At 75.0% G+C, this 20,318-nt stretch carries 21 protein-coding genes; 2 read left to right on the top strand and 19 right to left on the bottom strand.

Annotated features, from left to right (window positions below; all coding sequences use genetic code 11):
* Positions 1-78 precede the first annotated feature (78 nt).
* From ACFUEL_RS03440 to ACFUEL_RS03395, 10 genes are all read right to left on the bottom strand, one after another.
* The gene (locus ACFUEL_RS03440) at positions 79-267 is read right to left on the bottom strand and encodes an aroma-sacti cluster domain-containing protein (RefSeq protein WP_380234254.1); all 189 of its coding nucleotides are present in this window, start codon (positions 265-267) and stop codon (positions 79-81) included.
* 267 nt (positions 268-534) lie between these two features.
* The gene (locus ACFUEL_RS03435) at positions 535-1,170 is read right to left on the bottom strand and encodes an alkaline shock response membrane anchor protein AmaP (protein ID WP_380234253.1); all 636 of its coding nucleotides are present in this window, start codon (positions 1,168-1,170) and stop codon (positions 535-537) included.
* On the bottom strand, positions 1,167-1,799 hold the full coding sequence (locus ACFUEL_RS03430; protein WP_380234252.1) for a hypothetical protein: 633 nt from the start codon (positions 1,797-1,799) through the stop codon (positions 1,167-1,169). The genes ACFUEL_RS03435 and ACFUEL_RS03430 overlap by 4 nt, the downstream gene beginning before the upstream one ends.
* Positions 1,796-2,128 (bottom strand): hypothetical protein, encoded by a 333-nt coding sequence (locus ACFUEL_RS03425; RefSeq protein WP_380234251.1) that lies wholly within the window; start codon positions 2,126-2,128, stop codon positions 1,796-1,798. Before ACFUEL_RS03425 ends, ACFUEL_RS03430 begins: the two co-directional genes overlap by 4 nt.
* The gene (locus ACFUEL_RS03420) at positions 2,128-2,319 is read right to left on the bottom strand and encodes a hypothetical protein (protein ID WP_380234250.1); all 192 of its coding nucleotides are present in this window, start codon (positions 2,317-2,319) and stop codon (positions 2,128-2,130) included. The genes ACFUEL_RS03425 and ACFUEL_RS03420 overlap by 1 nt, the downstream gene beginning before the upstream one ends.
* A gap of 63 nt (positions 2,320-2,382) precedes the next feature.
* The gene (locus ACFUEL_RS03415) at positions 2,383-2,865 is read right to left on the bottom strand and encodes an Asp23/Gls24 family envelope stress response protein (RefSeq protein ID WP_380234249.1); all 483 of its coding nucleotides are present in this window, start codon (positions 2,863-2,865) and stop codon (positions 2,383-2,385) included.
* A gap of 117 nt (positions 2,866-2,982) precedes the next feature.
* On the bottom strand, positions 2,983-3,783 hold the full coding sequence (locus tag ACFUEL_RS03410) for an enoyl-CoA hydratase/isomerase family protein (protein WP_380234248.1): 801 nt from the start codon (positions 3,781-3,783) through the stop codon (positions 2,983-2,985).
* Positions 3,784-4,022: 239 nt separating this feature from the next.
* Positions 4,023-4,256, bottom strand: coding sequence for a helix-turn-helix domain-containing protein (locus ACFUEL_RS03405; RefSeq protein WP_380234256.1), 234 nt, complete (start codon positions 4,254-4,256; stop codon positions 4,023-4,025).
* A 364-nt stretch (positions 4,257-4,620) separates the two neighbouring features.
* A complete protein-coding gene (gene abc-f / locus ACFUEL_RS03400) occupies positions 4,621-6,219 on the bottom strand; it encodes a ribosomal protection-like ABC-F family protein (protein ID WP_380234247.1) in 1,599 nt (532 codons plus the stop codon).
* Positions 6,220-6,329: 110 nt separating this feature from the next.
* Positions 6,330-7,241, bottom strand: a complete 912-nt coding sequence (locus ACFUEL_RS03395; RefSeq protein ID WP_380234245.1) for a hypothetical protein — start codon at positions 7,239-7,241, stop codon at positions 6,330-6,332.
* A 199-nt stretch (positions 7,242-7,440) separates the two neighbouring features.
* Between ACFUEL_RS03395 and ACFUEL_RS03390 the strand changes: the two genes are divergently transcribed.
* Positions 7,441-8,331 (top strand): neutral zinc metallopeptidase, encoded by an 891-nt coding sequence (locus ACFUEL_RS03390; RefSeq protein ID WP_380234244.1) that lies wholly within the window; start codon positions 7,441-7,443, stop codon positions 8,329-8,331.
* A gap of 105 nt (positions 8,332-8,436) precedes the next feature.
* Positions 8,437-9,519, top strand: a complete 1,083-nt coding sequence (locus tag ACFUEL_RS03385) for a glycoside hydrolase family 26 protein (RefSeq protein ID WP_380234243.1) — start codon at positions 8,437-8,439, stop codon at positions 9,517-9,519.
* Here the strand turns inward: ACFUEL_RS03385 and ACFUEL_RS03380 are convergent.
* The 9 genes from ACFUEL_RS03380 to ACFUEL_RS03340 all read right to left on the bottom strand — a co-directional run bounded on the left by ACFUEL_RS03380 (position 9,496) and on the right by ACFUEL_RS03340 (position 20,253).
* Positions 9,496-10,641 (bottom strand): GNAT family N-acetyltransferase, encoded by a 1,146-nt coding sequence (locus ACFUEL_RS03380; protein WP_380234242.1) that lies wholly within the window; start codon positions 10,639-10,641, stop codon positions 9,496-9,498. The two genes, ACFUEL_RS03385 and ACFUEL_RS03380, sit on opposite strands and share 24 nt — an antisense overlap.
* Before the next feature lie 32 nt (positions 10,642-10,673).
* A complete protein-coding gene (locus ACFUEL_RS03375) occupies positions 10,674-11,351 on the bottom strand; it encodes a lipopolysaccharide biosynthesis protein (protein WP_380234241.1) in 678 nt (225 codons plus the stop codon).
* Positions 11,352-11,468: 117 nt separating this feature from the next.
* Positions 11,469-12,824 carry a glycosyltransferase gene (locus ACFUEL_RS03370; protein WP_380234239.1) on the bottom strand — a complete coding sequence of 452 codons (1,356 nt, stop codon included), beginning with the start codon at positions 12,822-12,824 and terminating at the stop codon, positions 11,469-11,471.
* Positions 12,821-13,633, bottom strand: coding sequence for a polysaccharide deacetylase family protein (locus tag ACFUEL_RS03365; protein ID WP_380234238.1), 813 nt, complete (start codon positions 13,631-13,633; stop codon positions 12,821-12,823). The genes ACFUEL_RS03370 and ACFUEL_RS03365 overlap by 4 nt, the downstream gene beginning before the upstream one ends.
* The gene (locus ACFUEL_RS03360) at positions 13,623-15,359 is read right to left on the bottom strand and encodes a lipid II flippase MurJ (protein ID WP_380234237.1); all 1,737 of its coding nucleotides are present in this window, start codon (positions 15,357-15,359) and stop codon (positions 13,623-13,625) included. Before ACFUEL_RS03360 ends, ACFUEL_RS03365 begins: the two co-directional genes overlap by 11 nt.
* Complete coding sequence (locus ACFUEL_RS03355) at positions 15,356-16,588, bottom strand: O-antigen ligase family protein (RefSeq protein ID WP_380234236.1); 1,233 nt, start codon at positions 16,586-16,588, stop codon at positions 15,356-15,358. The genes ACFUEL_RS03360 and ACFUEL_RS03355 overlap by 4 nt, the downstream gene beginning before the upstream one ends.
* A gap of 100 nt (positions 16,589-16,688) precedes the next feature.
* Positions 16,689-18,236 (bottom strand): sugar transferase, encoded by a 1,548-nt coding sequence (locus ACFUEL_RS03350; RefSeq protein WP_380234235.1) that lies wholly within the window; start codon positions 18,234-18,236, stop codon positions 16,689-16,691.
* 293 nt (positions 18,237-18,529) lie between these two features.
* A complete protein-coding gene (locus ACFUEL_RS03345) occupies positions 18,530-19,693 on the bottom strand; it encodes a glycosyltransferase (protein WP_380234234.1) in 1,164 nt (387 codons plus the stop codon).
* Positions 19,694-19,812: 119 nt separating this feature from the next.
* Positions 19,813-20,253, bottom strand: a complete 441-nt coding sequence (locus tag ACFUEL_RS03340; protein WP_380234233.1) for an SRPBCC family protein — start codon at positions 20,251-20,253, stop codon at positions 19,813-19,815.
* Between the last annotated feature and the right edge of the window lie 65 nt (positions 20,254-20,318).

Below are 20,318 nucleotides of genomic sequence, written 5' to 3'. Positions count from 1 at the left end.
TTAAAGATAAAACCGTGCCGCGCCCCGGGCGGAGAGGGGGGGCGCGGACGAATTCCGCGCGATTTCGCGCGGAGCGGGTCAGCAGAAGACGTTGGTGATGTCGCTCTGGCCCTCGACCTCGGCGGCCACCGCGTTCAGCCGCGCCTGGACCGAGGTGATCACCGAAATCTCGCCCTCGGAGAGCGAGGCGAGCACGCCGCGCTCGGCGTCGCTGAGCGCGTCGAGGTTGGCACCGGCGTTGCGCAGCACATCCAGGGTCTTGGACATGATTGGACTCCTTTTCAGGTTCCGGCTGGCTGATGGAGTTCATCCTGCCGGGGACACGCCAGACCCGGCCATCCCTCGATCGACTACAAAGAATGGCCCCGCGAAGCGCCCTTCCGGGCGAATCCAGGATTGCGGGGCGGGGCCGCCCGGAAGCGAATCCGACCAAAACTCCGCACCCGGGCGCTTCCGGGCGACACCCCCGACCGCACGCATAGCGGACACCTCCGCGACACCGGTCGGCCCGGGGGCCCGGCGCGCCGGCGGAGCCTACCGCACCCGCGGGGCCTTCTTGCGGGACCGCTCCTTGCGGACCTTCGCGCCGCGCAGGCGCAGTTGGGCGGGCAGCGCCGCCAGGCCCAGGGAGCGGCGGGCGTGTTCGACCGGCCCGGTGCGGTAGGCGGTGACCAGGGCGCCGGTGTCGGCGCCGGGGGCGAGCCGTACGGCGGTGTGCACCTCGGGGCGGCGGGCCGCGCCGGTGACCTTGGCGGTGACGCGCTCGACGTCGGGGAGGGCGACGGTCTCGGTCTCGATCGCCTCCTCGACGGCCCGGCTGCGCACGTGCAGGGCGAAGTGCGTCTCGCCGGGGGCCGCGGGCGAGGGCAGGTCGACGCCGGCCGGGCCGCCGCGGCGCAGTTGGGAGAACAGCCACCACAGGCAGCCGGCGACCGCCAGCGCGGGGACGGCGATCGCCACCGGCCACCACCAGTCCCGCTCCGCCCAGCGGGTGCGGCTGGCCGTGCTGAGCACCGGCTGGTCGGGCGAGGTGAGCGGCCACCAGTCGGGCGGGGTGACGCCGAGGTGCCGGTAGGCGTCGAGTCCGCCGAGCAGGACCAGTGCCCCGCCCGCCAGCAGGCCCAGTCCGACCACGGCCAGCAGGGTGCGGTTGACGGCGCGTCGGCTCATCGGGGCGGCTCCAGCTCGGCGAGTTCCCGGCGGTGGTGGCGTTCGTGCACGGGCTTGGTGCGGACGTCCAGCCGGTGCGGCGCGGCCAGCGGGATCCGGGCGAGTTCGGCCCGCAGTTCGCGTTCCGCGCCGGCCGGGTCGGTGGTGCCGGCCAGGGTGACCCGGGTGCGCCGCCGTCCGACCTTCACCTGCCAGGAGTGCACGTCGGCGCGCTGCGGGGCGCGCCGGGCGATCAGCGCGGCGACCGCGGTGCGGTGGATCGCGGCGCCGCGCGGTTCCAGCGCGAGCCAGCCGCGCAGGCCGCGGGCGAAGGCCAGCCGGAGCAGCAGCAGTCCGAGCAGGACGGCGCCGCCGGCGATGCCGAGCACCCACGGGTCGTCCAGGTGACGGGTCGCCAACTGCCGCGCCAGTTCCAGCCGCCACGGCCTGGCCTGCCCGCCCGCGCGCACCGCGATCACGTCGTACAGCAGCGTCCCGGCGGCCACCAGCGCGACGGCGACCACCAGTGCGGTGGGCACCGCGCGCTGCGAGCGCAGCCACCGCCCGGCCCGGCGCCGCCTGGGCTCCAACCCGCTCGCCCCGCTGCCGTGCACGCGCACCGGCTCCGGGCCCGGTTCCGGCTCGGTCATGCGGCGACCGCCGGGTGCAGGCGGTCCACGATCACGTCCGCCCCGGTCACCGGGGTGCCGGTGAGTTCGGTGACGGTGCGGCAGGCGGCGTCCCGGGCGGTACGGGCCAGCGTGCCGACGTCGGACGGGAAGGGCAGTTCCAGGTGCAGCGTCAGCCGGACCCGGCCGTGCGACAGGAGCGCGGAGACCTTCGGGTACGGGCCGGGGCCGGGCCTGTCCTGCCAGGCCGGGGCGAGCGCGTCGGCGGCGGCGCGGGCCGCGATCCGCCGGTAGACCCGGTCCGCGACCCGTTCGCCGCCGCGCTGCGCGACCACTCCCGGGTGGGTCATCAGCGCCGCCGGTCCCGGCCGCGCAGCAGGTCGCCGAGGTCACCGAGTTCGATGTCCCCCTCGATCAGCCGCCCGACCACGAAGCCCACCGCCCCGAGCACCGCCACCAGCAGGAACGCACCGAACCCGCCGAAGTAGCCGGCGAAGCCGAGGGCCATACCCGTGAGCAGGCCCATCAAAGCCAGGTTCATCCACCACTCCTTCGCGATCCTGCTGTTCGGCACTCGGGACGGTCACGACTCACTGCACGCGGCTCACTGCACGCGGGGGCGCTTGCCGGAGGACGAGGTCTCCTCCTCCTCGTCGTCGTCCGGGTCGTCGGGCAGGTGGACGTCGTTCACGGAGATGTTCACCTCGACCACCTCCAGGCCGGTCATCCGCTCGACGGCCTCGATGATGTTCGCCCGCACCTCGGAGGCCAGCCTGGGGATCACCACCCCGTACTCGACCACCAGCGCGATGTCGATGGCGGCCTGCTTCTCGCCGACCTCCGCCTTGATCCCGCGTCCGACGCCGGACTTCGAACTCGAACCCGGCACCCGGTCCCGCATCGCGCCGAAGGTCCGGGAGAACCCCGAGCCCAGCGCGTGGATGCCCGAGACCTCCCGGGCCGCCATGCCGGCGATCTTCTCCACCACACCGACGGCGAGGGAGGTGCTGCCGCGTTCACCGGCCGGGCGCTTCTCCGGTGCGTCCTTCTGCAGGTCCGCGGGGGTGGGGGCGTGGGGCTGCGTCATCTCGCTCTCCTGACGTTCGACACCAGCTATATCGCAAATCACCCCAACCCTGGCATTCCGCCACGCGCGGCGCACCACAAGTGCGTACACCCGGGGGTCCGCGCCCGGCTCCCGCGGTCAGCGGCCCGCGAGCTCCCGGAGCCGGCGCGCCTGCGCCTCGCGCTCGGCCGCCCGCTGCCGGTCGTAGTCGCGGCCGGCGGCGCCGCGCAGCAGCGCCTTGGTCTCGATCACGGCGCCGCGCGGGGCGGCGAGCAGGGCGGCGGCCAGGTCGGCGGCGGCGGCCTCGAGGTCGGCGGCGGGCACGGCGAGGTTGGCGAGGCCGGTGGCGACGGCCTCGGCGGCGCCGACCCGGCGGCCGGTGGCGCAGATCTCCAGGGCGCGGGCGTAGCCGACGAGTTCGGTGAGCGGCTTGGTGCCGCCCAGGTCGGGGACCAGGCCGAGGGAGGTCTCCTTCATGGCGAACTGGACGTCCTCGGCGACGACCCGCAGGTCGCAGGCGAGGGCGAGCTGGAAGCCGGCCCCGACCGCGTGGCCCTGGACGGCGGCGACGGTGACCAGGTCGTTGCGGCGCCACCAGGTGAAGGCGTCCTGGTAGGAGGAGATGGCCGCGTCGAGTTCGGCGTCGGTGGAGGCGGCGAGCTGGAGGAAGCCGGTCTCGCCGGGGATCCCCTCGGGGGTGAACATGGCGCGGTCGAGGCCGGCCGAGAAGGAGCTGCCCTCGCCCCGGAGCAGGACGACCCGGACGCTGCCGGGCAGGGCGCGGCCGACCGCGGCGAGGGCGCGCCACATCGCGGGGGTCTGGGCGTTGCGGCGGCCCGGGTCACAGAGGGTGACGGTGGCGAGTTCGCCGTCCAGGTCGAGGCGGACGCCGGCCTTCTCCCACGCGGTGCGGTCGGCGTCGGGGATGTCGGTGGTCATGGCGGGGCTACCTTCCAGCGGCGGGGCGTGGGCACCCGTCGACCCCGACGGGCTACTGGAGGGTAACAAAGCCCCCGACGCACGTACAGCACGTGCGCCGGGGGCCGGGAACGGCGGACGGCGGCGCGGGAGGACCCGGCCGCCGATCCGTGGTGGAGCGTCGTGCGTGGTGGGCAGCGCGTGGACGGGCCGCGGCGGACGGGGCTGCCCGGGGGCCGTCCGCCCTGGCTGACGGACCGTCAGGAACCGGTGGCGGCAGCGACCTTGCCCTTGCCGCGGGTGGCTCCGCCGCGGCCCCGGAGGTTGACCCCGGACTCGCTGAGCATCCGGTGGACGAAGCCGTAGGAGCGGCCCGTCTCCTCCGCGAGGGCGCGAATGCTCGCCCCGGAGTCGTACTTCTTCTTGAGATCGGCCGCGAGCTTCTCACGCGCGGCACCTGTTACCCGGCTGCCCTTTTTCAGAGTCTCGGCCACCCGTGCCTCCTCGTAGAGGTGATCGGTCAGATTCCCATGATCACCCATTGCCCCGTTCATGGCCACCCATTCGACAAGGTCCGTCGCGGGAAAGCGGGCGCGAGTGGTGGTGCGCGCTCCGCACCAGGGCGCTCACGGAGGGTGTGCACGCCCCTCGGCGATTCGCCCCGGTGAGCGAATCCGCTGATCAGCCCGGACCGTCAGCGGGCAAACCGCGCACGGCGGGAGGGGAAACGGGAACGCCCGCCCCGGCGCCCCGGAGGTCGACGCGGGACGAGTTTCCCTCGTACCGGAGACGGACCCCGCGTCTACCCGCGAGGTCCGTGCGGCGGCCCGGAGCGGGCCGGCGGGTGGCCGGACCGGGTCAGGCGAGCGAGACCAGGTCGTGGTAGGCGGGGCTCCACAGGTCCTCGACGCCGTCGGGCAGCAGGATGATCCGCTCCGGCTGGAGCGCCTCGACCGCGCCCTCGTCGTGGGTGACCAGGACGACCGCGCCGGTGAAGGTGCGCAGCGCGCCGAGGATCTCCTCCCGGCTGGCCGGGTCGAGGTTGTTGGTCGGCTCGTCGAGCAGCAGCACGTTGGCGCTGGAGACCACCAGCGAGGCCAGCGCGAGCCGGGTCTTCTCGCCGCCGGAGAGCACCCCGGCCGGCTTGTCCACGTCGTCGCCGGAGAACAGGAAGGAGCCGAGGATCTTGCGGATCTGCACCAGGTCGGTGTCCGGCGCGGCGGAGCGCATGTTCTCCAGCACGGTGCGCTCGGGGTCGAGCGTCTCGTGCTCCTGGGCGTAGTAGCCGATCTTCAGGCCGTGGCCCGGGATCACCTCGCCGGTGTCCGGCTGCTCGACGCCGGCCAGCATCCGCAGCAGGGTGGTCTTGCCCGCGCCGTTGAGGCCGAGGATCACCACCCGGGAGCCGCGGTCGATCGCCAGGCCCACGTCGGTGAAGATCTCCAGCGAGCCGTAGGACTTCGACAGGCCCTCGGCCGTCAGCGGGGTCTTGCCGCACGGGGCCGGGTCCGGGAAGCGCAGCTTGGCGACCTTGTCGGAGACCCGGGCCTGCTCGAGGCCGGAGAGCAGCTTCTCGGCGCGGCGGGCCATGTTCTGCGCGGCGACCGTCTTGGTCGCCTTGGCGCGCATCTTGTCGGCCTGCGCGTTGAGCGTCGCGGCCTTCTTCTCGGCGTTGGCGCGCTCGCGCCTGCGGCGCTTCTCGTCGTCCTCGCGCTGCTGCTGGTACTGCTTCCAGCCCATGTTGTAGATGTCGATCGCGGAGCGGTTGGCGTCCAGGTAGAAGACCTTGTTGACGACCGTCTCGACCAGGTCGACGTCGTGCGAGATGACGATGAAGCCGCCCTTGTAGGTCTTCAGGAAGTCCCGCAGCCAGGCGATCGAGTCCGCGTCGAGGTGGTTGGTGGGCTCGTCGAGCAGCAGGATGTCGGCGTCCGAGAAGAGGATCCGGGCCAGCTCGACGCGGCGGCGCTGACCACCGGAGAGGGTGTGCAGCGGCTGGCCGAGGATGCGGTCGGGCAGGCCGAGCGCGGCGGCGATGGTGGCGGCCTCGGCCTCGGCGGCGTACCCGCCCTTGGTGAGGAACTCGGTCTCCAGCCGGGCGTACTTCTTCATCGCGTTGTCCCGGGTGGCGCCCTTGCCGTTGGCCATCCGGTCCTCGTTCTCGCGCATCTTCTGCAGCACGGTGTCGAGGCCGCGGGCGGACAGGATGCGGTCCCGGGCCAGCACGTCGAGGTCTCCGGTGCGCGGGTCCTGCGGGAGGTAGCCGACCTCGCCGGAGGAGGTGACCGTGCCGCCGGCCGGGAGGCCCTCGCCGGCCAGCACCTTCGTCAGCGTGGTCTTGCCCGCGCCGTTGCGGCCGACCAGGCCGATCCGGTCGCCCGGGGCGATCCGGAAGCTGGCGGACTCGATCAGGATGCGGGCACCGGCACGAAGCTCCAGGGCGTTCGCGGAAATCATGGCTGGGGTCTCTCCTCGACGTGGGTATGGCACTCAGCCATTGGGTCCAAGTCTACGGGAGGGCGGGAAACCCTTTTCCCGGCCGGTGTGCACCGGCCGGGACGGGGCGGTCACTTGCCGCAGGACGGGCGGGCCGCGGCGTACGGGGCGGCGGTGCCGCAGGCGGCCTCCCGGCTGCCCAGGGTGGTGTCGTACACCCAGCTGCCGATCACCGGGCCGTCCTCGATCGAGATCCGGTGGCCGTCCAGCGGGCGCATCACCACGTCGGGGCCGGTGTTGAGGAAGTTGCCGTGGTCGGTGAGCGAGAACACCATGACGCCGCCCGGCATCTGGCGGGCCCCGGCGCTGGTGGTCGGCGGGCACAGCCGCGGGACGAGCACCGCGTCGTCGGTCTCCGCGGTGGTCCCCGGGGAGAAGGTGCAGCCCGCCGGGGGGCGGGAGTTGAAGCGCAGGTCGCCGTCGTGCTCGCGGAAGCCCATCAGCAGGCCCGGGGTGACCACCGTCACGAAGGCGTCGTGGACCTTGTCCGCGGACGGGTGCAGCGCCTCGGCGGCGCGCCGGGCCATCAGCTGCTTGCGCTGCGCCTCGGTGCGGCCCTCCGCGCCCGGCTCGCCCTCGGCGCGCAGCCAGTCGGCCAGGCCGGGGACGCTGCGGTGCCAGCGCACCGAGTGGTCGCCGGTGTCCACCGCGGTGACCATGCCGTCGTCCCAGACCACCGCCGCGTCCTCGCCGACCAGGGTGAGGTGGAGCGCGGTCGCGCCCTCGCGCCGGTAGGACCACAGGCGCTCGCCGGTGGCCTTCGAGTACGCCTCCACGCCGGGGCCCACCTTGAAGTCGGTCTCCTCCGCGGTGGCCGACTGCGCGCTGACCGGGCTGGCGTCCGACGCGCCGGCGACCACCTGGTCGCCGAACGGCTCGGGGCGGTTGGCGTGGGCCGCCGCTCCGGCCGCGAGGACCAGCAGGACGGCGGCGGCGGGCAGGACCGATCGGGGCGACAGGCTTCTCAGCGGGTTGTAGGACACGGCCGGAGTTTATCCGGCGGGTACTGACAGGACCGCCGGGTTTACCGGCCCGCGCGTCCGGGCGTGTCAACCCCCCGGGTCCTTATCCGGCCCTGACGCGCCCCGGCCCGACCTGCGGCACTGCCGCTCCGGCGCATGCCCGGGGCCCGCTCGGGTACGCGTCCGGCGGCCCCACGGACTGTTACAGAGGTGAGACGGAATGCAGTTCGACGACGAAGCGGAGCTCGACTCCTCGCAGGTGCAGGACCGGCGCGGCATCCCCGGCGGCGGGCTGGCCGTCAGCGGCGGCGTGGTCGGCGTCCTCGGCCTGGTCGTGGCGCTGCTGTTCGGTCTGGACCCGGGCCTGTTCGGCGCCGGCGGCCAGGACGGCGCCGCACCGCCGGTCGGGAAGGCCACCGGCTCCGCGCAGCCGGCCTCCGCCTGCAGGACCGGCGCGGACGCCGACAAGCGGCAGGACTGCCGGGCCCTGGCCGTGGTCAACAGCGTCCAGGCGTACTGGCAGGACGAGTTCAGGGCCCGCGGCCGCGCCTACTCCCCGGCGCAGAGCGTGCTGTTCACCGACCGGGTGTCCACCGCCTGCGGCACCGCGACCTCCGCGGTCGGCCCGTTCTACTGTCCCGGCGACCGCAAGGCGTACTTCGACCTGGGCTTCTTCGACGACATGGGCCGGCAGCTGGGCGCCCGGGGCGGGCCGTTCGCGGAGGCGTACGTGGTGGCCCACGAGTACGGCCACCACGTGCAGAACCTGCTCGGCACCACGGACAAGGTCGGCGGCGACCGGCAGGGCGCCGACAGCGCCTCGGTGAAGCTGGAGCTCCAGGCCGACTGCTACGCGGGAGTGTGGGCGCACCACGCCACCACCACCCCGCAGCCCTCCACCGGGCGGCCGCTGATCACCCGGCTGACCGACCAGGACATCGCGCTGGCGCTGGACGCGGCCCAGTCGGTGGGTGACGACCGGATCCAGCAGCGGGCCACCGGCCGGACCAACCCGGAGACCTGGACGCACGGCTCGTCCGCGCAGCGCCGGCAGTGGTTCACCACCGGCTACCGCACGGGCGACATGACGAAGTGCGACACCTTCGGCTGACCGGCCCCCGGATTGACCCGTTGGGGTGACTTGAGGCATTGGTGACGGTTCGTCAGGCTAGGCTCCTGGGGCCGGAATCACCCCCTGGACCCGTACGGAGAACCCATGCGTCTCGGCCGCCTGACCCTGGCCGCCGCCGCGCTGCTGCTGGTGACCACCGCGAGCGTGCCCTCCGGCACCCCGCTCAGCCAGACCGAGCGCCACACCGCGCTCTCCTCGGACGCGATCCAGCCGCGCGGCGCGGCGCCCCGGCCGACGGTGCAGCGGGCGGTCCACGAGGTGCCGTTCGGCGCCTTCGTCGGCTCCTGGGACAACTACATCCCGAACATCGCCCGGATGTCCTCCTGGCTGGACAACGCCAACATGCAGGTCGGCCACACCTACCTGGCGGGCAACGGCTGGCAGGACATCGAGGGCGAGCCGATGGTGCTCGGCCTGTGGTCGCAGTGGCGCCAGTCCGACCCGGGCCGGCGGCTGGTGCTGGGCGTGCCGATGCTCGTCCCCAACGAGGGCAACGTGCCGGACGCCGAGGTGGCCCGGCTGCTGGCCCGCGGCAACCAGGGCGAGTTCGACCAGCACTTCCTGCGCCTGGCCCGGAAGCTGGTCGCCTTCGGCGGCGGCGACACCGTCATCACCCTCGGCTGGGAGATGAACGGCGTCACCTACACCTCGCGCTGCAAGCCCGACCCGACGGCCTGGAAGGCGTACTGGCGGCGGATCGTCGGCGTGATGCGCTCGGTGCCGGGCCAGCACTTCTCCTTCGACTTCACCCCCACCCGCGGGCTGGACGCCATCCCCTGGACGCGCTGCTACCCCGGCGACGACGTGGTCGACATCATCGGCATGGACAGCTACGACCAGCCCGCCGGCGGCACCTTCGACGAGTACGTCTCCGAGCCGTACGGGCTGCAGGACCAGGTCGAGTTCGCCGCCAAGCGCGGCAAGCCGGTCTCCTACCCGGAGTGGGGGCTGTTCCGCAACGGCGACAACCCGGAGTTCGTCCGGCGGATGGTGGAGTGGATGCGCACCCACGACACCGCCTACCAGACCGTCACCGACTACTGCCCGCACGGCTTCTGGCAGTGCCGGGACAACCCGAAGTCGGCCGCCGTGTACAAGCAGCTGATGTCCGGCTCCTCCGGGGCGGCCGGGCCGGTGAAGACCTCACCGCAGTCGCCGCTGCGCTAGCGCCTCCTTCAGCTTCGGCATCCGGGTGCGCAGCACGTGCACGGCCGCGATCCGGGCCCGGACCCGCAGCGCGCGGACGGCCGCGGCGGGGGCGAGCCGGCCGGGGCCCAGCACCAGGCGCTGGTTGTGCAACTGGTCGGGCCGCCAGCGCTGCTTGTAGGGCTCCTGGCCGCGCAGCAGGCTCAACTGCGGTATCCCGGCGGCACGGACCTCCTCCAGGGCGGCGTTGAACAGCATCCCCGCGATGTCCAGCTTCTCCCGGAGCTTGGGGTGCGCGCCGTACATGTACAGGCCGCCGTACCGGGCGCCCAGGATCACCAGGTTCACCGCGACCACCTCGCCGTCCAGTTCGAACCGGTGTATGGCCGCCCGGCCGGTCGCCACCAGGCCGGTGGTCGACTCGGTCAGGTGCTCGGCGAAGCGCGCGGTGCGGTGCTCCGGGGTGACGCCGCGGTCCTGCCACTGCAGCATGTGCAGCCGCAGCATCTCACTGACCGTGTACGGGACTTCCTCGACCGTCGCCGAACGCGTCAGCACCCCGGACTGGGCGATCTTGCGGAGCTTCACCCGGTTGCGCTGGGCGGACTTGCCGGGCAGCCGCTTGAGCAGCTCGTCCATCGGGACGGCCGGCAGGTACTGGCACAGCGAGTCGGTGTACCGGTACCGGCGGCCGCGCCAGTGCGCGTGCACCCGGTGCACGGCGGCCGACGGGTGCACCTCGCGCAGCTCCAGGCTGTGCCAGGGGCGGCGCAGCGGGAGGGCGGCGGCCAGCTCGGCCGCGGCCCGGTCGGCGCAGTCGTCGTCGAGCAGCACGTCGGTGAAGTCGACCAGGCCCGCGCCCAGGTTGGTCAGGCCGCCGAACGGGCCCCGGCGGCGCAGCGCCGCGGCACCGGCCAGCCGGCCGTCGCGGCGGACCAGCACCAGCACCAGCGTGCCCGGACGGCCGTAGCGGTGCCACCAGGAGCGCAGCCAGGGCGCGGACTGGAAGACGGTCGCGGTCGCGCAGCGGCGGTGCAGGTCGTCCCAGTCGTCGGCGAGCCGGTCCAGGGCGTCGTCGGCGCGCAGCACCTCGCTGGTCCACCGCTCGCGGTCGGCGGCGTCCCGGGCCGGCTGGGCGGGCACCCGGGGGCCGGTACCGGGCCGCTGACGGAGCCTCACCGGGCCGCCGCCGGGGCGGGGGCGGGCTGCTCGGCGTTCGCGGCGGCGTTCGCGGCGGGCTTCGGCTCGGCCTGGACGGGCAGCGCGGGCTCGGCGACCGGCTCGGCGGCGGCCGGGCCGCCCTTGCGGCGGGTCAGCATCACCAGCGTGCCGAGCAGCACGCCGGCCGCCGTGCCGACCCCGGTGTCCAGGGCTGCGGACGGGGAGGCCGGGGCGTCCGGCTCGGCGGCGGGGGCGAGCGGGACCAGGCGCACCCCGGTCTCCTTGCTGCTGGTGTTGCCGAACGCGATCAGCGACTTGGCCACCGCGTCGGCGTTCTTCACCGCCTCCTCGCCGCGGGCGCCGGTGCCGGTGATCTCGATCATCGGGGCGTCCGGCGAGGTGGTGCCGCGCACCAGCCCGGACAGCTCGGTCACCGTGTGGCCGGTCTCGGCGGCGGCCCCGATCAGCACCTGCGGCTGGCCGGTGAGCCGGCCGTACGCCTGGGCGAAGTTGACGGCGGTGGAGTTCTCGCCGGGGTTGTTCGGGACGACCACCACGTACGAACTGGCGGCGTAGCTGGGGTGCGAGACGACGGCGTAGCCGGCGCCGGCCACCGTGCCGAGCGGGACGGCGACGGCCAGCGGCCACCAGCGGCGGACCAGCGCGCGGGCGCTGCGGCGGGCTTGGGGCATCGGTGACTCCAGGAGGGTCGTAGGGGTGGGGCGGTCGGCGCGCGACGGCGCAGGGAGGGAAGGGGCTCTGCGGGGCGGGGCGGGCGGGACGGGGCGGGGTGCAGGTCCCGGCCGGGGCTACCCGCCCGACCCCCGCCGCCGTCCGGCGGCCCCCGGGGCGGCCGCGGGCCCGCGCCCCGCGCGTCGGGCGGGCGGGACGGGCGGGACGGGCGCGGTCGGCACGGTCGGCTCCGCCGGTTGCTCGGCGGGCTCCGGCACCCCGGCGGGTTCGCGCCCGAGCCGGCTCCGGAGCGTCCGGACGAGCGCCGCCGCGCCGGCACCGCCCGCAGACCCACCGCCCGCAGACCCGCGGCCCGCACGGCCCCGGGAGCCGGTGTCGGCCGCCTCGCGGTAGAGGGCGGCGAGTTCGGCGGCGATGCGGGCGACGTCGTAGTGGGCGACGGCGGGCGGGGCGGGGTGGGGGCCGGGGCGGGTGGTGGCGAGGAGGGCGAGTTCCCGGGCGTAGGGCTCGGGTTCGGAGGGGAGGAGGCGGGCCTGCGGGGCGGCGCCGGCGGGGAGTTCGGCAAGGGCGGGGCAGGCGGAGTGGAGGAGGGGGAGGCCGGCGGCGAGGCCCTCCAGGGCGGCCAGGCCGAAGGTCTCCTCGCGCGAGGGCGAGACCAGCACGTCGGCGGCGGTGAGCAGTTCGGGCACGTCGTCGCGTTCGCCGGTGAGCACCAGGCGGTCGCGGACGCCGAGCCGGACGGCCAGGTCGAGCAGGGCGGCCCGTTCGGGGCCCTCGCCGATCAGCAGGAGGCGGGCGTCGGGGAGCCGGACCAGCGCCTCCAGCGGGACGTGGAAGCGTTTGCCGGGCACCAGCCGGCCGACCGCTCCGATCACGAACACGCCGATGGGCAGGCCGAGTTGGGCGCGCAGGCGGCCGCGGTGGGCGGCCCGCGCGGCGGGGGTGAAGCGGTAGCGGGCGGCGTCCACCCCGTTGGGCAGCAGGCGGACGCGGTCGGCGGGCACGCCCCACTCGTCCAGGACGGCGGCGACCTGGCCGGAGACCGCGAGGGTGGTGGTGCCGAGCCGTTCGGCGCCCAGGTAGAGGGCGCGGACGCCGCGCGTGGTGGGGCGGCCCTCGATCACGCCGGACTGCAGCGAGTGCTCGGTGGCGATCACCCTGCGGACCCCGGCGAGCCGGGCGGCGAGGCGGCCGTACAGCATGGCCCGGTACAGGTGGGTGTGCACCAGGTCGTAGCGGCCGGAGCGGATCAGCCGGGTGAGCCGGGGCAGCACGCCGAGGTCGCGGTTGCCGCGCATGTCGAGGTGGTGGACGGTGAAGCCGTCGGCGCGCAGTTCGCGGGCGACCGTGCCGGGGTTGGTGAGCGCGGCCACCTCGTGCTGCTGGTCCTTCGGCAGGTGCCGCAGCAGCAGGGCGAGTTGGCGTTCGGCGCCGCCCGCGTGCAGGCCGGTGACCACGTGCAGGACTCTCATCGGGGCTCCCCCGCGGCGGCCTTCGGCGCGGACTTCGGCGCGGACTTCGGCGGGGCCCAGCGCAGCCCGGTCACGGCGTCCCGCCAGCGGTGCCGGCCGTGCTTGGCGCGCAGCCGCCAGGCGCCGTCCCGGTCGCCGACGTAGCAGCGCGGCAGGGCGTGCCGGCCGGTCAGCCAGGAGTGGTCGATGGCGCAGGCGTAGTCGTACCCGGCGTCCCGGACGGCCCGGGCGGCGGGCAGGTCGACCGCGCCGTACGGGTAGCAGAAGCCGCTGACGGGGCTGCCGAGCAGGTCCTCCAGGGCGCGCCGGCTGTCCGCCGTCTGGCGTTCCAGGGCGGCCGGGGACAGGCCGGGCAGGGCCTGGTGGCCGAGGCCGTGCGAGCCGATCTCCCAGCCGGAGCCCGCGAGTTCGACGACCTGCTGGACGGTGAGCAGCTTCTTGCGCGGCCCCTCGGCGTCCCAGCCGTTCTCGCTGCCGAGCAGGTCGGGGACGACGTACGCGGTGGCGGTGAAGCCGTACTCGCGCAGCACCGGGACGGCGTGCCGGGCGAAGTCCGCGTAGCCGTCGTCGAAGGTCAGGCCGACCAGCCGGGACTCCCGGCCGCGGGCCTGCGCGGTGAGCAGTTCGCGGACGCTGACGCCGCGCCGGCCGGTGCGGTGCAGCCAGTCCATCTGTTCGGCGAACCGCTCGGGGGTGACGGTGAGTTGGTACGGGTCCTCGTCCTCCTCGGCCACCGAGTGGTACATCAGGATCCAGGGCGCGAGCCTGGGGGCGGTTGCCTGGGCCGGCAGGCGGGGATCAGCGGCCATGGTGCGGCTTCCCTTCGGCGGCGGTGGACGGGACGGGCCGCGGGCGGCGGGCCCGGGCCAGCAGGCCGAGCACCGGACCGCGTACCTCGGCGGCGCCGAACAGCGCGCCGAGGGCGGCGAAGACCAGCAGCACGGTGGTGCCGCCGAGCAGTGCGGCGGGCAGCGGGCCGCCGGTGGTCCGGGCGGCCAGCCAGCCGAGGACGGCGGCGGCGAGGGCGGCGCCCAGCAGCCGGGCCTGACCGCCGAGCACCCGGGGCAGCCGCAGCGCGACGCCGCGCAGCATCAGGCCGCGCATCAGCAGCGCGGCGGTGGTGGTGATGCCGGCGGCGTTGCCCGCGGCCAGGCCGAGCGCCCCGAAGTGCGGGGTGGCGCCGACGCCGACGGCGACGGTGACGGCCAGCCCGAGCAGCATCGCGCCGACCGGGTACCAGTCCGGCCAGGTGATCCGGTCGCCCTCGGCGCGCGGGGTGTCGGCGCGGCGCACCACCGGGCGGACGCAGAAGTACGGCCGGACCATCACACCGATCATCGCCTGCGCGGGCAGCCCGAAGGAGTAGACCCGGATCACGGCGGCGGTGGCGGAGGTGTCGGCCGGGCCGAACGCGCCGCGCTGGAACAGCAGGGCGACCAGCGCGGGGGCGCAGGCCATCAGGAAGGCGGTGCCGAGCAGGACGAGCGCCGCGGCCTGCCCGAGGTCCTTCTCGACCCGGTCGCGGGCCGCCGTGAAGTCCCCGGCGGCCATCGCCCGGGCCACCACCGGGAAGGTCACGGTGACGATCAGGATCGCCGAGGTCATCGCCAACTGGCTGATCTTGGCGGCGTAGTTGAGGTGCGAGATGGTGCCGGGCGGCAGGCCGGAGCCGAGGTAGCGCTCGATGAACACCTGGGCCTGCCGGGTCAGCGTGAACGCGGCGACCGGCAGCAGCGCCAGCGGGATCAGCACCAGCCGGCGGGCGGCGCCCCGGCGCAGTCCGCGCCGCCGCCCGCCGGAGCGCAGCCGGCGGGCGAACGGCAGCAGCAGCACGCCCGCCATCAGCGCGCTGCCGACCGCGACGCCGATCGCGGCGGAGCGCACCCCGAGCAGCCGGTGGCCGCTGAGCAGCAGCGCCAGGATGCCCAGGTTGTACATCACGTAGATGACGGCGGGCGCGGTGAAGGAGTGCAGGGCGCGCAGTGCGGAGGCCAGGTACCCGGCGACGCCGAACGGGAGGATGGTGAGCGCGGTGATCCGGGTGCAGGTGACGGCGAGCTGCGGGTCGGCCAGGCCGGGGGCGAGCAGGTCGACCAGCTGGGGGGCGCCGAGCGCGACGGCGCCGGAGAGGGTGCACAGCGCGAGCAGCAGCCAGGGCAGCGTGGAGCGGGTCAACTGCCGTACCGGGTCCGGGCCCTGGGGGCGCTCCTCGCGCAGGACGAGGGCCAGGCTGAAGGCCGGGACCATCAGGAACGCCATCGCGTCCTCGATCAGCAGCGGCGCGGCGGTCTCCGGCACCGTCCAGGCGACCAGGAAGGCGTCGGTGCCCTGGTTGGCGCCGAAGTAGCGGGCCAGCAGCAGGTCGCGGAGCAGGCCGAGGGCGGAGCCGGCCGCGCTGAGCAGCGCGGTGACGCCGAACGCCTTGGCCAGGAAGCCGCGTCTGGCCGGTTCGGCGGCCGCTCCCGGGCCCGGACGCGGGGCGGGGACGGCGGTGGTGGCGGTGGCGGGCCGGGCCACCGGCTGGTCTGTCGTCATGCGCCGTCCGCTTCGCGGGAGTCGGGGTCCGGGCCGGGGAAGGCGGTGCGGGCGGCCAGGCCGAGCACCACGGAGGTCAGCACGGTGGTGGTGCCGCCGATGTCGGCGTAGAGGAAGTCCCAGAGCACCCAGCAGAGCAGGGCGAGCGCGGCCAGGCCGGGGCCGGTGGCGCGGCGCAGGCAGCCGAGCAGCAGGGCGAGGAACAGGGCCAGGTAGGCGACCGCGCCGAGCAGGCCCTGTTCGCTGAGCACCAGGAAGTACATGTTGTGCGGGGAGAGCAGCGGTTCGCGCTGGAAGCCGATGGTGGGGTCGGCGGCGTCGCTGCCGGAGGACAGCCGCAGCGGGGCGTGGCTGTCGCGCAGTTGCTGGAACGCCTTGGGGCCGGCGCCGGTGACCGGGTGGTCCTGCCAGATCCGGCCGGCGGTGCCCCACAGGTCGTAGCGGTCGGAGACCGACTGGTCGGGGGCGGCGGAGACCGAGCCGATCGAGCTGAGCCGTTCGGTGACGCCGGAGGCGCCGAGGCCGAGGCCGCCGACCAGCACCACCGCGGCGGCGGCGCCGACCAGCACGCCCTTGACGGCGAGCCGGGCGTCGGCGCGCAGCAGCAGCACGCCGGCGGCGACGGCGGTGGCGATCCAGCTGCCCCGGCTGAACGACACGGCCAGCGGGAAGGCCAGGAACGCGGCGCTCGCCCACATCGCGCGGCGCAGCCAGCGGTTGCCGCCGGGGCGGCGCTCGGCGAGGGCCAGGCCGAGGGCGGCCAGCAGCCCGTACGAGACGACGGTGGACATCGCCATGACGTCGAGGGCGCCGAAGGTGCCGATGGCGCGGATCGGCTGGCCGGTGTAGGAGGCGCCGGTGCGGGTGAGGTACTGGTTCGCGCCGACGGCGCCCTCGATCAGGGCGGCCAGCACGAAGGAGCCGAGCACCAGGCGGCGGTCGCGGGTGTCGCGGACGGCGAGCAGCACCGCGGCGGGGACGAGCACGAAGATCTGCACCAGCCGGACGAAGCCGGTGACGCTGCTCGCCGGGTCGATGGAGTGCACGGTGGCGACGGCGGCGGCCAGCACCACGCCGCCCAGCAGCGCGCAGGCGGCCGGGTCGAGCCGGGGCAGCCGGCCGCGCAGCAGGTCGAGGGCGATCAGCCCGACCAGGGCCAGCGAGGCGAGGTCGGCCGGGGTGACGTGCACGGACGCGGTGACGTCCTTCTCCCCCGTCGGCACGCACACCAGGAGGACCGTCGCGGCCGCGAGCCAGCTCGGCCGGGGCTGGACTATTGCGGCCGACCGGCTTTCTCGGCGCGGCGGTCGGAGGGCGATGGCCATGGGTTCAGCTCCCGTCCGGGCGGACCACCAGGGCGGCGGTGCGGAGCAGGACCTTGGCGTCCCCCCACAGGCTCCAGCCCTCGATGTAGCGGTTGTCGAAGCGCGCCCGGTCCTCGATCGAGGTGTCCCCGCGCAGGCCGTTGACCTGGGCCAGCCCGGTCAGTCCGACCGGGACGCGGTGCCGGTCGGCGTACTCGGGGTACGCCTGGCCGAACCGCATGACGAAGTACGGGCGCTCGGGGCGCGGGCCGACCAGGCTCATGTCGCCGCGCAGCACGTTCCACAGCTGCGGCAGCTCGTCCAGCGAGGTCCTGCGGAGGAACTTGCCGATCGGGCCCATCCGGTGGTCCTGCGAGATGTTCCAGCGGGTGGCCGACTCGTGCTCGTTGGAGGGGCGCAGGGTGCGGAACTTGAGGACGGTGAAGACCTTGCCGTCCAGGCCGGTGCGCTGCTGGCGGAAGAGCACGCCGGGGCCGGTGTCCCAGCGCACCGCGAGGGCGCAGGCGGCCAGCAGCGGGGAGATCAGCAGCAGGCCGAGGCCGGCCGAGGCGATGTCGAAGCCGCGCTTGACGATCCAGCCGCCGCGCCGCATCGCGGGCGGGCCCAGGCGCAGGCAGGGGAAGCCCCACAGGTGGTCGCCGGCGCCCTGGACGGAGTCGAACTCGCGCAGTCCGGGCACCAGCCAGACCTGGCAGCCGAGCCGGGCGGCGTGCCGCAGCGCGGCCAGGGTGTCGGCCTCGTCGGCGGCGCCGGCGGTGGCCAGCACGTGGTGGATCCGGTAGCGGCGCAGCACCCGGCCGAGCACCTCGCGGCCGCCGAGCACCGGCAGCGGGGAGCCGGGCGGGAGCAGCACCGGGTCCGGGTCGAGGTAGCCGACCGGGCGCAGGCCGTACTCGGGGCGGGCGGTGAGCACGGCGGCGATCCGCTGGCCGAGCTCGCCGGCGCCGAGGATCAGGACGGGGCTGGGGCGGCGGCGGCGGGAGCGGCGGGTGAGGTGGTGGACGAAGGCCCGGCCGAGGGCGGCGAGCGGGAGCACCAGCAGCAGCAGGGCGAGCAGCCGCAGCGGGCTGACCGGGCCGAGGTCGGCCCAGCGGCCGGCCAGGCAGGCGTCGGCGGTGATCGCGAAGGCGGTGGCGACGGCGGCGCGGGCGGCCAGGGCGGGCATTTCGTCGAGCGCGGACAGGCTGAGCCGGCTGCGGTAGAGGCCGCCGGCCAGGTTGAGCGGGAGCAGGGCGGGCAGCAGCAGGGCGGCGGTGGCGATCGGGCGGGTGCCGGCGGGGGTGGTGGCGGCCGCGGCCAGGCCGACGGCGAGCGCGTCGGCGGCGGCCAGGGACAGCGGCAGGGCGACCCGGGAGTGCAGCCGACCGCGGTGCCGGCCGACGCCGGGCGAGGTCCGGGGCGCGGCGGTCCTGGACTTCGGGCGGCTCTTCGTCCGGGCGCCGGGACGGTCGAGGACGCCGGTGCCGGGACGGCCCTCCGGCCGGGCGCCGGGCCGGCCGGGGCCCGTCAGCGTTCTGCCCGGTCGCGGCACGCTCTCGTGGTCAATGGTCATCAGCGCACGAACTCCCTGCTGTGTACCCGCCGCGGCCGGGCTGTCGGACCGGACGCGCACCGGCTCGGCGCCCCGGCCCGGTGGACGCGGTCCAGGTAAGCACCTGCTGCCGTGAAAGGCCGTCGACCATTTCGCTGCCGATAATGGGGACGAAGCAGGCAAAATCAGACATTACCGAACGCCGACCGGCGCGCAGGGCCTGACATGCCATTTCATTCCACCCGCCCAATAATCAGACATTCAGGAAAGAAAGCCGCACCTGCGCGGGCGGGCGTTCACGGTCTGACAAACGATCAGAACCGCTGCGGGACACGGTCCGCGCGGCCCACCGGCACCGCGCCGCTCCGAACAATCGTCCGGTAGACCGCCGCCACCTGCTGAATCACCCCGCGAATATCGTGATGATCTGTCATGTGCGACCGGGCCAGAACTCCGCGCCTTTCGCATTCGATCCGGTCGCCCAGGAATTCGACCAGCCGTTCGGCCATCGCACCGGAATTCTCCGGCGGCACCACCGCGCGCTCCCGCTCCCCCGGCGGCAGGCACTCCCGGGCGCCCGGCACGTCGGTCAGCAGCACCGGCCGCCCGCAGGCCATCGCCTCCAGCGGGGCCAGCGCCATGCCCTCCCAGCGCGAGGGCAGCACCGCCAGGTCGGCCGCCGCCAGCCACAGCCGCGGGTCGGCCACGTCGCCCACCATCCGCACCCGGGACGGGTCCGGCAGCGAGCGGACCTGCTCGGCCAGCGCCTCCGCGTCCGGACCGCCGCCGACCAGCACCAGCCGGGCCGCCGGGCGGGCCAGCTGCACCCTCGTCCAGGCGTCCAGCAGCACGTCCTGGCCCTTCTGCCGGCACAGCCGCCCCACGCACACCGCCAGCGGGTCGGCCTGGTCCAGGCCCAGGGTCATCCGGGCGGCCCGCCGGGAGGCCGGGTCGGCGGGCGCGAAGTGCTCCAGGTCGACGCCGTTGGGCACCACCCGCCAGTCGGCGACCAGCCCGGCCGCCGCGCCGTCCGCCCGCTCCCGCTCGCTGACGCACAGCACGGTGCGGGCCCAGCGGGTGGCGTGCCGCTCCCAGCGCAGGCTGGCCTCGGCCATCGCGCCGTCCACCGCCGCGAACGACCAGGCGTGCGGCTGGAACACGGTGGGCGGGGTGCCGCGGGCCGCCAGCCGACCGGCCAGCCCGGCCTTCGCGCTGTGCAGGTGCAGCACGTCCGGGCCGGTGCGGCGGATGATCCGGCGCAGCCGCCAGGTCTCCCCGGCGACGCCCGCGCCGGGCGAGCGTTCGGCGGGCCAGTCCAGCACCCGGGCGCCGGCCGCGGCGGCCTCGCGGGCGAGCCGGCCGCCGGGGGGACACGCCACCAGGACCCGGCACCCCGCCGCGCGCTGCCCGCGCACCAGGTCCACCACCACCCGGGCCACCCCGCCGTCGACCGGCTGGGACACATGAAGGATCGTCATCTGCACGGCCCGGAGCCTAAGTTGGCGGCAACCCCCGACCGGGCCCGTTTCACCCGTCCGGGGAAGCCGGACACCCGTACGGCTGACGCGCCGTACGGGTGTCCTACCGCCAGGGGGGCTCAGCCGAGCTCGGCCGCCAGGTTGGCCAGCACCTGGTCGTGGATCCGGTTCAGGCCCTTGGGGGCGAACGTCCGCTCGAAGAAGCCGCCGATGCCGCCGGCGCCCGTCCAGCTCGCCTCCACGGTGACCCTGCTGCCGCTCTCGCCGACCGCCGACACCGTCCAGGTGATCACCATCGAGGAGTTGGCGTCGGTCTCCACCAGCTTCTCCGGGCTGGGCGCCGACACCGTGAACAGGCAGTCGCGCACCCGCTTCTCGGTCGCCTGCAGCTTCCAGTGCACCTGCGTCCCGGCGCCCTGCCCGCCCGCCCGCACCTCGTACTCGCTGTACTGCGCGGGCAGCAGCTTCGGCCGGACCACCGCGTAGTCGGCCAGCACCTCGTACACCCGGGCCGGACCGGCCCCGTACGTCCGCTCGGTGGCGGCGTGCACCTTGCCCATCGCTTCACTTCTCCTCGGTCGGCTGCTCGACGGTCGGCCCCACCCAATCACCGACCCGGACGGCC

The sequence above is a fragment of the Kitasatospora sp. NPDC057198 genome, from assembly GCF_042670125.1.
Classification (GTDB): Bacteria; Actinomycetota; Actinomycetes; order Streptomycetales; family Streptomycetaceae; genus Kitasatospora.
Note: the sequence above shows the minus strand (reverse complement) of the source record. Positions and strands in the feature narration are given on the sequence as shown.